Source organism: Roseateles sp., from assembly GCF_052436255.1.
In the GTDB taxonomy this organism is placed as follows: Bacteria; Pseudomonadota; Gammaproteobacteria; order Burkholderiales; family Burkholderiaceae_C; genus Pelomonas.
In genome coordinates, this window is the sequence record NZ_JBQVNP010000184.1 from 1 (window position 1) to 8,766 (window position 8,766).

The 8,766-nt window shown below is 70.8% G+C and carries 11 protein-coding genes; 9 read left to right on the forward strand and 2 right to left on the reverse strand.

Annotation, left to right across the window (positions count from 1 at the left end; genetic code table 11):
* Positions 1-191 (forward strand): hypothetical protein (locus tag ACT6S0_RS24705; protein WP_444766413.1); only part of this gene is annotated, 191 nt, incomplete at its 5' end.
* A 10-nt stretch (positions 192-201) separates the two neighbouring features.
* Here the strand turns inward: ACT6S0_RS24705 and ACT6S0_RS24710 are convergent.
* Entirely contained in the window at positions 202-1,584 is a 1,383-nt protein-coding gene (locus ACT6S0_RS24710) for a leucyl aminopeptidase family protein (protein ID WP_444766414.1), read from the reverse strand.
* A gap of 153 nt (positions 1,585-1,737) precedes the next feature.
* Here ACT6S0_RS24710 and ACT6S0_RS24715 point away from each other — a divergent pair, with 153 nt between their 5' ends.
* From ACT6S0_RS24715 to ACT6S0_RS24735, 5 genes are all read left to right on the forward strand, one after another.
* Positions 1,738-1,920, forward strand: a complete 183-nt coding sequence (locus ACT6S0_RS24715) for a hypothetical protein (protein WP_444766415.1) — start codon at positions 1,738-1,740, stop codon at positions 1,918-1,920.
* Between the two features lie 115 nt (positions 1,921-2,035).
* Positions 2,036-2,605 carry a hypothetical protein gene (locus tag ACT6S0_RS24720; RefSeq protein ID WP_444766416.1) on the forward strand — a complete coding sequence of 190 codons (570 nt, stop codon included), beginning with the start codon at positions 2,036-2,038 and terminating at the stop codon, positions 2,603-2,605.
* A 16-nt stretch (positions 2,606-2,621) separates the two neighbouring features.
* Positions 2,622-3,173 carry a tRNA-uridine aminocarboxypropyltransferase gene (locus ACT6S0_RS24725; protein ID WP_444766417.1) on the forward strand — a complete coding sequence of 184 codons (552 nt, stop codon included), beginning with the start codon at positions 2,622-2,624 and terminating at the stop codon, positions 3,171-3,173.
* A gap of 9 nt (positions 3,174-3,182) precedes the next feature.
* A complete protein-coding gene (locus ACT6S0_RS24730; RefSeq protein ID WP_444766418.1) occupies positions 3,183-5,279 on the forward strand; it encodes a protein-disulfide reductase DsbD family protein in 2,097 nt (698 codons plus the stop codon).
* Entirely contained in the window at positions 5,276-5,884 is a 609-nt protein-coding gene (locus tag ACT6S0_RS24735) for a redoxin domain-containing protein (protein ID WP_444766419.1), read from the forward strand. Before ACT6S0_RS24730 ends, ACT6S0_RS24735 begins: the two co-directional genes overlap by 4 nt.
* Positions 5,885-5,893: 9 nt before the next feature.
* Here the strand turns inward: ACT6S0_RS24735 and ACT6S0_RS24740 are convergent, their stop codons facing one another.
* Complete coding sequence (locus tag ACT6S0_RS24740) at positions 5,894-6,805, reverse strand: glutaminase (protein ID WP_444766420.1); 912 nt, start codon at positions 6,803-6,805, stop codon at positions 5,894-5,896.
* A 34-nt stretch (positions 6,806-6,839) separates the two neighbouring features.
* On the opposite strand from ACT6S0_RS24740, the gene ACT6S0_RS24745 reads away from it, so the two are divergent.
* The 3 genes from ACT6S0_RS24745 to ACT6S0_RS24755 form a co-directional block, all read left to right on the forward strand.
* Positions 6,840-7,736: a class I SAM-dependent methyltransferase gene (locus ACT6S0_RS24745; RefSeq protein WP_444766421.1), complete on the forward strand. Its 897-nt coding sequence runs from the start codon at positions 6,840-6,842 to the stop codon at positions 7,734-7,736.
* Between the two features lie 156 nt (positions 7,737-7,892).
* Positions 7,893-8,345 carry a (2Fe-2S)-binding protein gene (locus tag ACT6S0_RS24750; RefSeq protein WP_444766422.1) on the forward strand — a complete coding sequence of 151 codons (453 nt, stop codon included), beginning with the start codon at positions 7,893-7,895 and terminating at the stop codon, positions 8,343-8,345.
* The coding region (locus ACT6S0_RS24755; RefSeq protein WP_444766423.1) for a molybdopterin cofactor-binding domain-containing protein at positions 8,342-8,766 on the forward strand (425 nt) is incomplete at its 3' end. The genes ACT6S0_RS24750 and ACT6S0_RS24755, both read left to right, overlap by 4 nt.

Sequence of the window (8,766 nt, forward strand, 5' to 3'; positions counted from 1 at the left end):
GTCCGGAGGGTCGGCGCGATCAGCCGCGCCGTGAAGGCGGCGGCCGTCCGCCCCAGCCGGGCGCCCGCAAGCCCGATCACCAGCGTCGCGATCAGACGCCCCGGGCTCAGGCACCCCAGGTGAGCCAGCCGGCCCAGGCCGAGCCGGCCCAGGACCAGCTGCCGCCGGTCAAGGATCAGGCCCCCGAGTAATCGGGCGGAGTTATCGGGCCGGGTAACGCTGCTCCAGGTAGGCCAGCAGCGTCCGGATCGTCTGCGCCTCGCCGCCCACCGGGCGGCCGGGGCGCGGCGCATCGTTCCAGGCGAACAGGTCGACGTGCAGCCAGTCCTGATGGGCGGGCAGGAAGTCCTCCAGGAACAGCGCCGCGTTGATGGCGCCGGCCAGCGCGCTCTTGCCTGTGTTGACGAGGTCGCCGATGCTGCTTTCGATGCCGGCGTGATACGGCGCCCACAGCGGCATATGCCATAGCGGGTCGTCCAGCTTCAGGCCCAGATCCACCAGGTCGCGCGCCGTGTCCATGTGCTTGGCGAACAGCGCCGGCAGCTGGGCGCCTAGAGCGACGCGGGCGGCGCCCGTCAGCGTCGCCAGGTCGATGACGAGGTCGGGCTGGCCCTCGGCGGCATAGGCGAGGGCATCGCTCAGCACCACGCGGCCTTCGGCATCGGTGTTGCCGATCTCGATGTGCAGGCCCTTGCGCGTCTTGATGACGTCGCCCGGCCGGTAGGCGTTGCCCGAGATCGAATTCTCGACGGCGGGGATCAGCAACTGCAGCCGCACCGGCAGCTTGAAGGCCATGATCAGCATGGCCAGGCCCAGCGCATTGGCCGCGCCGCCCATGTCCTTCTTCATCTGGCGCATGCCCTCGCCGCCCTTGATGTTGAGGCCGCCGGTGTCGAAGCAGACGCCCTTGCCGACCAGGGACAGCTTGGGATGCCTGGGATTGCCCCAGTTCACTTCAATCAGCCGAGGTGGGCGCGTGCTCGCACGGCCGACGGCGTGAATGCTGGGGAAGTTCTTCTTCAGCAGGGCGTCGCCGACGACCTCGGTGAAGCTGGCGCCGTACTGCTTGGCCAAGGCCCTGGCGGCGGCGGCCAGCTCGGCCGGGCCCATGTGCTCGGCCGGCGTATTGACCAGGTCGCGCGTGGCGGCGATGGCGGTCGCCAGCGCCAGGCCGCGCTGGGCGTCGGCGCCGGTCTTGAGAAGCAGCGTCGCGGGTGCGCGCCTGGCGGGCTTGTAGAGATCGAAGCGGTAGCCGCCCAGCTCCCAGGACATCGCCGCCGTTTCGGGCAGCAGGGCCAGGCTGGCCTCGTCGAGTTTGTAGACCCCCTCAGGCAAGGCCAGCGGCAGATGGCTCAGCGCATAGGGGTGGGCCGCATGGGCGATGCCGGCAAACACCTGCCCCAGGCGGCCATCCGCACCCGGCACCAGCGCGTGGCTGTCCGGCGCCCCGACGAAGCCGACGGTGGCCAGCCAGGCTCGGGTGGCCTCGGGCAGGCCAGCCGAAAGTGCCTGGAAAGCGGCGCGGTCGACGACGGTGATGGGGGTGGCCTTGGCCGGAACGGTCTTCTTCAGCTGGACGGTCATCGCGCTTTCCTGGAGTCGAAACAGGCATTGTCAGCAAAAGCCGGGTGTGCAAAGAAGTGTGTTCCGGCTGTCAACCACCCTCGCCGAGCCCGCGTTGTGCCTTGCAATCGCGCCGCACCCGGCGTGAGACGGCCGCAAGGCCAGATAGCCATGATGAAGACCCAGCCTCGTACCGAAACTCAAAAACGCCGCCTCCCGGCGCCCGAGATGGGCCTGGCCTGGAGCGCCGAGGAATCCGTCGAGAAGGGCCGCAAGCACGAGGCCTTCGACACCGGCTTCTTCAGCGGTGACCGCCGCGGCCTGGCCCGCGCCCAGCGCTTCGACCGCAAGCGTTAAATCGCCAGTTCGCGCCCTGGAACCCGCCATCCGGCTGCCGGACGGCGGGTTTTGTTTTGCCCGGCCGAGAAATCCTGCCGAATCGCCGCTCCCGGCTGCACGGAGAATGCGCCCCATGAAAGCCGCACGCCGTTCCATCGCCTTCTTCTCTGGCGCCTTGCTCTATTGCGCCGGCGCCGGCGCGGCCATGAAGTACGCCAGCATCGGCCTGCCGCGCTCGGTCTATGTGTCGCTGGGTGGCCGCAACAGCCTGCCCGTCATGCTGGGCGAGGCCCTCGCCATCGCGGCCGTGCTCTTCATCATTGCCGCCGTCTGGGCCTATCTGACGCTGCGCCCGCAACGCCGCCGGCACAAGCCCTATGCGGCCTGGATGATGTCCGGCGTCGGCGTGGCGTGGGCCGGCTGGCTGATCTTCGGTGCCTTCAGCTTCGCGCTGAAACCGCGCGCCTACTCGGCGCCGCTGCAGACCATGCTGCTGTCGTCCAGCGCCGCGCCGCTGTTCGGCGCGCTGAACATCTTCGGCGTCGTCGGGGGGGTCTGGCTGGCCGGCCGCGTGGCCAAGAAGCGCCAGCTCGGCCTGCCGACCACGCGCTCCCGTCGCCGTCTCGATGAAGACGCGGCGCATGGCGCCGACGCGGACAGCGCCGTGTCGACCCTCGGGCCCCATACCGTTTCGCCGCATTGAGCCTGGCGCTTGACCCATGCCGCGCCAGGTCTGCCCGCGCTGTGAGCGCCCGGCGCCGACCTGTCTGTGCGCCACGCTGCCGGCGCCGCCGCTGGCCCACCGCACCGAGCTGCTGATCCTGCAGCACCCGGCCGAGGCCGCCCATGCCAAGAACACCGCGACCCTGCTGACGCTGGGCCTGCGGTCGGCACGCCTGCTGCGGGGCGAAGCCTTCGACGCGGCTCTGGCCCGCCCCGGCACCGCGCTGCTCTATCCGGGCGACGGTGGCAGCGCGGCCCCGGTCGACGTGAGCCGGCTCATCCTGCTCGACGGCAGCTGGCGCCAGAGCCGCCGCCTGCTGGCCACCAACCCCTGGCTGGCCGCGCTGCCGCGGCTGGCACTGTCCGCGCAGGTTTCTCGCTATGTCATACGCCGCGCGCACCGGCCCGGGCAGCTGTCCACGCTGGAGGCCGGCCTGCACGCGCTGGCGTTGCTGGAAGGCGGCCCCGAGCGTTTTGAGCCGCTGTGGACGGCGTTCGATGCTTTCGTCAAGGCCGGCATTTACAGAAGGGAAACGGGGATGACCTAGCATTTCCGGATGCGCTCGCTCCTACGCCCTGTTTTCCTGGCCCTGCTGGCCGCTCCGCTGCTTGCCCTGGCCGCCCCCCCGCAGGCGTCGACCGAGCATGTGAAGGCGCGCCTCGTTTCCAGCCAATCGGCCGTCGCGCCGGGCCAGCGCTTCACGGTGGCACTCGAGCAGGACATCAAGGCCCACTGGCACACCTACTGGATCAATCCCGGCGATTCGGGCCAGGCCACCTCCATCGACTGGCAGGGCGCCGCAGCCGGCCCCATCCAGTGGCCCACGCCCGCCGTGCAGCCCATCGGCCCGCTGGTGAACTACGGCTACGAAGGCCGGCCGGCGCTGCTGGTCGAGCTGACCGTGCCCGCCGATGCCAAGGCCGGCAGCCGCTTCACGCCCACGGCCGAGGTGCGCTGGCTGGTCTGCAAGGACGTCTGCATCCCGGAGCAGGTCAGCCTGGGCCTGGATCTGCCCGTGGCCGCCGAGCCCAAGGCCGGTGCCGACGCGGCCCAGATCGAGGAATGGCGCGCTGCGATCCCCAAGCCGGCCGAGTTCGCCGTGCAACTCAAGGCCGCGCCCCAGGGCGTGCGGCTCAGCGGGGCGCAGGCAGGTGTCACCCAGGCCTATTTCTTCGCCGACACCTGGGGCGCCGTCGCCCACAGCGCGCCGCAGGCGCTTTCGGTCGAGGCCGGTGGCTGGGCGCTGGACATTCCCGCCGGCGAAGAGCCGGTGCCCGCCGGCAAGCCCTTGTCCGGCGTCATCGTGCTGACCACGGCGGCGGGTGAGCAGGCCTGGACGATTTCCGCCGCCATGCCTGCTGGCGCCGGCAAGGGCCCCGGTCCAGCCGACCTGAGCGCCCCCGTGAGCGCAGCAGCGCCCGCGCCGGCTTCTGGGAGCGACCTCGGCCTGCTGCCGGCGCTGGCGCTGGCGCTGCTGGGCGGCCTGATCCTGAACCTCATGCCCTGTGTCTTCCCGGTGCTGTCCATCAAGGCGCTGGCGCTCGTGAACAAGGGCGACCACAAGGGCGAGGGCCTGGCCTACACCGCGGGTGTGCTGGCCAGCTTCGCCGTGCTGGCGGCCGTGCTGATCGCGCTGCGGGCCGGCGGCCAGCAGGTCGGTTGGGGCTTCCAGTTCCATTCGCCGGTCTTCGTGCTGGTCGTGGCCTATCTGCTCTTCCTCGTGGGCCTGAGCCTGTCGGGCCTGTTCGCCATCGGCGGCAGCTTCACCGGCGTCGGCTCGGCGCTGGCCTCGCGCCAGGGCCTGGCGGGCAGCTTTTTCACCGGCGTGCTGGCAGCGGTCGTCGCCACGCCCTGCACGGCGCCCTTCATGGGCGCGGCCCTGGCCTTCGCGCTGTCGCAGCCGGCGGCGGTGCTGCTGGCGGTGTTCCTGGCGCTCGGCCTGGGCCTGGCGCTGCCCTTCCTCATCCTGGCCTTCTGGCCCGCGGCCCAGCGCTGGCTGCCGCGGCCGGGCGCCTGGATGGACACCTTCAAGCAGGCCCTGGCCTTCCCGATGTATGCGGCGGTCGTCTGGCTGTTGTGGGTGCTGGCCCAGCAGGCGGGGCCGGACGGCGTGGCGCTGGCCCTTTGCGGCATGGTGCTGATCGCCTTCGGCCTGTGGTGGCGGCACAGCAGCGGCGCGACGGTGGTGGGCACCGGTGCCGCGGTCATCAGCGTCGTGCTGGCGCTGGGTGCGGCGGTGTGGATCAAGCCGGTCGCCGCCGATGTGCGGGCCGCCGCCGACGCGGGCACCGAGGCCTACAGCGCCGCACGCCTGGCCGAACTGCGCGGGCAGAACCAGCCGGTTTTCGTCAACATGACGGCGTCCTGGTGCATCTCCTGCCTCGTCAACGAGCGGGTGGCGCTGTCGCGGCCCGAGGTGAAGGACGTCTTTGCCAAGGCCGGCATCACCTACCTCAAGGGCGACTGGACGCGCGAGGACCCGGACATCACCGCGGTGCTCAAGGCGCATGGCCGCTCCGGCGTGCCGCTCTACCTCTACTACGCACCGGGCGCCGCCGAGGCCCAGGTGCTGCCGCAGATCCTCACCCCAGGCCTCGTCATCGAGGCTGTTTCTTCCCCTGTCCCTGCAACCACCCCCCGGAGTTCGACATGATGAAACTGCTTCGCCGCTCGCTGATCGTCGCCGCCATCGCGGCCCCCGCGCTGGCTCTGGCCAACGCCACCGTGGACGCGCCCGCACCGGCCTTCACGGCCATGACGGCCGACGGCAAGACGGTGAGCCTGGCCGACTACAAGGGCAAGACCGTCGTGCTGGAGTGGACCAACCACGACTGCCCCTATGTCAAGAAGCACTACGGCGGCAACATGCAAAGCCAGCAGAAAGCCGCCGCCGCGCAGGGCGTGGTCTGGCTGCAGGTGATCTCGTCCGCGCCCGGCCAGCAAGGCCATGTGGACGGTGCCACCGCGCAAAAGCTCAACGCCGACCGTGGCGCCGTGCCCGCAGCCACGCTGCTCGACCCCAAGGGCGAGATCGGCAAGGCCTATGGGGCGCAGACGACACCGCACATGTATGTCATCCGCCCCGATGGCACGCTGGCCTACAAGGGCGGCATCGACAGCCTGGCCACCGCCAAGGTCGATGACATCGGCAAGGCCGAGCCCTATGTGACCCAGGCGTTGGTGGCCGTGTCGTCGGGCCGCAAGGTCGACAAGGCGTCGACCCGGCCTTACGGCTGCTCGATCAAGTACGCCAGCTGATCCCGCAGCTCAGAAGACCGACAACCCGGTCTTCGTGACGAACAGCTCCAGCGCCTGGCGCCCGAGCCAGGAGTTGCCCGTCTCGTCCAGCGCGGGCGACCAGACGCACAGCGTGAGCTGGTCGGGCACCACGGCGACGATGCCGCCGCCGACGCCGCTCTTGCAGGGCAGGCCGATGCGGAAGGCGAACTCGCCGGCCGCGTCGTAGGTGCCGCAGGTCAGCATCAGCGCGTTCACGCGCCGGGCCTGCGCCGAACTGAGCACCGGCGTGCCCGCCAGCGGGTGGCGGCCGTCGCGGCACAGGTAGCCGGCGGCGCAGGCCACCTGCTCGCAGCTCATGGCAATCGCGCATTGCTGGAAGTAGACGTCCAGCACCGTGGCCACGTCGTTGTCCAGCGTGCCGAAGGCCTTCATGAAGTTCGCCAGCGCGGTGTTGCGAAACCCCGTGTCGGCCTCGGACTGCGCCACTTCCGCGTCGATGCGGACGGGCTCGCCGCACAGCCGGCCCAGCAGCGCCAGCAGCTCGACGTTGGCGTCGCCCAGCGACACCAGGCGGTCCGCCACCGCGATGGCGCCGGCATTGATGAAGGGGTTGCGCGGGATGCCGCACTCGGTCTCCAGCTGCACCAGCGAGTTGAACGGGCTGCCCGAGGGCTCGCGGCCGATGCGGTCCCACAGCGCCTCGTCCAGCGCGCGGATGGCCAGCGTCAGCGAGAACATCTTGGACATGCTCTGGATGGAGAACGGCAGGTCGCTGTCCCCGGCCGCGGCCGTCTCGCCCGCGCAGGTGCGCAGCGCGATGCCGAACTGCAGCGGCGACACCCGCGCCAGCGCCGGGATGTAGCTGGCGACCTTGCCGCCCGTGCCGAGCAGCGGGCGCAGCTCGGTGTTGATCTCGTCGAGGATGCGCTGGAAGTCCATGGGCGGGATTCTGGCGCCAGGACAATCGCGCGCCATGCAAGCCCTGCTCGACGCCATCGCCGCTTCAGCCTTTCCCGCTGACGCCCAGCGCCTCTTCCACGGCCGCGGCGGCCGCTTCCCCGGCTGCGAGCATCTGACGCTGGACGCCTACCCGCCCGCGCTGCTGCTGACCAGCTTCGAGCCGCTGGCCGATGAGGCGATTGCAGCCATCGGCGCGGCGCTCACGGCGCGCTGGCCCGCAGCGCCCTGGGTCTACCAGTGCCGGCAGGAGGGCGGCCGTACCGAGACGCGGTTGATGGCCGGCGCCGTGCCCGAGCCCCACGTCGTCACCGAGACGGGCACACGCTACCTCGTCCACCTGCTGCGCGGCCAGAACCACGGCCTCTTCCTCGACATGGCCGAAGGCCGGCGCTGGGTGCGCGAGCACGTGAAGCCGGGCGCGAAGGTCTTGAACCTGTTCGCCTACACCTGTGCCTTTTCGGTCGTCGCGCTGCAGGCGGGCGCGGCCGAGGTCGTCAACGTGGACATGAGTGACGGCGCGCTGGCCACGGGCAAGCGCAACCATGGGCTCAACGGCGTCGAACGCGGTGCGAAGTTCCTGCCCCACGACATCTTCAACTCCTGGGGCAAGCTGACCCGCGGTGGACCCTACGACCTCGTCATCTGCGACCCGCCCAGCTTCCAGAAGGGCAGCTTTGTCGCAACCAAGGACTATGCGCGGCTGGCGCGGCGCCTACCGGCGCTGCTTGGGCCTGAAGGGCAGGCGCTGCTGTGCCTGAACACGCCCAAGCTGGGGCTGGATTTCTTGCGTGACGTGATGGCGGAGAACGCGCCCGAGCTGGCATTCGCCGAGCGGGTGGCCAACCCGGCAGCGTTCGCGGACCAGTCGGACGAGCGCAACCTCAAGGTGCTGATCTACCGGCGCGCCTGAGCGCGACGGCCATGGCATGAAGCTGCAGGGCCGCGTCGACCCGAGGTGCGGCGGCCGCCACGGGTGACGCCCGCCGCCGCAGTCTCCTGGCGCAATTCTTCTATACCGCCGCGTCGGGCATGCCGATGCTCTCGGCCACTTCACCAAGGACGGGTCATGGAACTTCAGATCAACGGCGGGCGCCGCGCCGTGGCGGCCGAATGGCGGGATGAAACGCTGCTGCATGTGCTGCGGGAGCACCTCGGCCTGGTGGGCAGCAAGTTCGGCTGCGGCGTGGGCCTGTGCGGCGCCTGCACGGTGATGCTGGACGGCGTGGCCACGCGCAGCTGCGTGCTGCCGGTCAGCGCGGCCGTCGGGCGTGAGCTGACGACCATCGAGGGCCTGGCCGGCGCAGACGGCGCCCTGCACCCGCTGCAGCGCCAATGGCTGGAGCACCAGGTACCGCAATGCGGCTATTGCCAGGCCGGCCAGTTGATGAGTGCGGCGGCGCTGCTGCAGCAGAACCCACGCCCCGACGCGGCCGCCTGCGAGGCCGCGATGAGCGGCAACCTCTGCCGTTGCGGCACCCAGCAGCGCATCCGTGCGGTGCTGATCAAGGCGATGGCATGAGCGCGGTGTTGAACCGCCGCGGCTGGCTGAAGCTGTCGGGCGCGGGCCTGACGGTGGCGCTGTTCACCGGCTGCGCGCTGCCCGTCATCCCCAAGCGCCCCGCGCCGAGCCTGGACGATGCGCTGGGCTGGATACGCCACGAGGCCGGCCGCTACACGCTATGGCTGCCGCGCGTGGAGATGGGCCAGGGCATCCTGACCGCGCTCAAGCAGATCGCCTGTGCCGAGCTGGGCGTGGGTTGGCAGGCCGTCGATCTGAAGCTGCCCGGCACCGCCGATATCGCCCGCGTGAAGGCCACCGTCGGCAGTGACTCGATCAAGGACTACGCGTTGCCGCTGGCCCAGGCCTGCGCGCTGCTGCGTGACGCGGTGGCGCGTGGCGGCTTCCCGGCGGCGGGCGCCGCGCCGCCGGTGCTGCGCTG